We start from the raw sequence: 1,486 nt of genomic DNA, 5'->3' as shown, positions 1-1,486 counted from the left end.
TGTGAAGCATAGCGTAAAGCTCGGAGCAAAGGCTGTTTCAGGAGCTACATCGGGTAGCAAAGCAACAAATAAAACAGTAAATCTGGCCAAGTCCCCAACACCGAAGAATACGACAAAGCAGTAAGCACCGTCCTTGGCAAAGAAGGAAGCATGCGCAACAACGGCAACACCTGCGAAATCTAAGGAGCAGGATAAGGGTAAAATTAGTTCTAGTACAAGTGAGATAAAAACATTTGTCAACAAAGGAGAACAGTTTACAAACGGTAGAAAAAATAAGTTGAAGCCTAATATTAAGTATAAAACGGGAGAGTATGACTACCTTTATGAAACAGACAAATTAGGAAGGATTTCTAAATTTGAAACAGAAAATTTACAATTGACTAAGAGAGATCAAAGGTTGCCTCATAGTAAAAATACACCAGGTAAAGTAAAAGGCCAAGATCATGCCGGACATTTGGTTGGTGATCGATTTGGAGGATCACCTAAAATAGATAATTTGGTTTCACAATTATCTGACGTTAATTTGAAACAATATAAAAAGATTGAAGAAAAATGGGCTGCAGCTTTGAAAGAAAAACCACCTAAAAAAGTAACAGTTAATATTGAAATAATCTATTCTGGGGATAATATGCGACCAGATAAATTTATAGTTAATTATACAATTGATGGTAAGGCTGGCCTTGGAAAATTAAAAAATTAATCTAGGAGTGAAAAGTAGCATGAAAGAATTTGAAGATATATTTAGTGAACTACAAGCGGATATGATATCCATATGTATGGAATATGTTGAAGATAGAGCCGATAAAGTATTTGTTTATGCTTCATGTGAAGAAAGTATGATATCTAGTAGTTTCTTTTATCTAATTAACAATAAATATGTAGAACCCCATAAATTGAACGACGCATTGAAGAGTGAGGAAGAAATTTTTGACGTGTCTACAGAACGTCAATTTATGGTATTAAATATTATCGGCGATGATATCGAAAAAATCGAAGAATTATGTAAAGAATATGAACGAGATATGCCAACTGAAATGAAATTAATATATGATGTTAAGACAGGTAATTTCAAAGCAAGTTACAAGTATGATTTAGTTTATACACATGACGATATTAAAACAGCGGATGATATAGCAGATGAGTGGTTTGAGGAGATAAAAAATAATAATTATTAAACTGAGAAGTAGTCAAATTTATTTAGAGTTATTGTATTATAAGCATATTTTATTTTAAATAATAAGTAGAGTGCAATTTAGTTTGATTGCACTCTATTTATTTATTACATAATACCCGAACAAATCTTATAATAAAGTTACTTTAGTAAGACAATCAAAAATAGAAACAGCCAGTAGAAAAAGTTATCGTAAAGGTCGGCGGAAAAGTGGCCGTTGCGTATACATCCTTCAAAGAGGGCGGCTATAAAGACGTAATCTCTGCAGGATTAGACTTTATTCCGGTAGTAGGAAATGCGAAGGCATTAGTTGAA

General features: G+C 32.9%; 2 protein-coding genes. Both read left to right on the top strand.

Translation table 11 applies throughout. The annotated features are described in order from the left end of the window. The first annotated feature begins 133 nt into the window (after positions 1–133). A complete protein-coding gene (locus SNE38_RS19040; protein ID WP_336047172.1) occupies positions 134–700 on the top strand; it encodes a DNA/RNA non-specific endonuclease in 567 nt (188 codons plus the stop codon). Positions 701–719: 19 nt separating this feature from the next. Continuing rightward, a complete protein-coding gene (locus tag SNE38_RS19035; RefSeq protein WP_191705560.1) occupies positions 720–1,175 on the top strand; it encodes a DUF600 domain-containing protein in 456 nt (151 codons plus the stop codon). The last annotated feature ends 311 nt before the right edge of the window (positions 1,176–1,486 follow it).

Source organism: Solibacillus ferritrahens, assembly GCF_037027585.1.
Taxonomy (GTDB): Bacteria; Bacillota; Bacilli; order Bacillales_A; family Planococcaceae; genus Solibacillus; species Solibacillus ferritrahens.
This window is presented reverse-complemented; position numbering and strand designations above follow the sequence as displayed.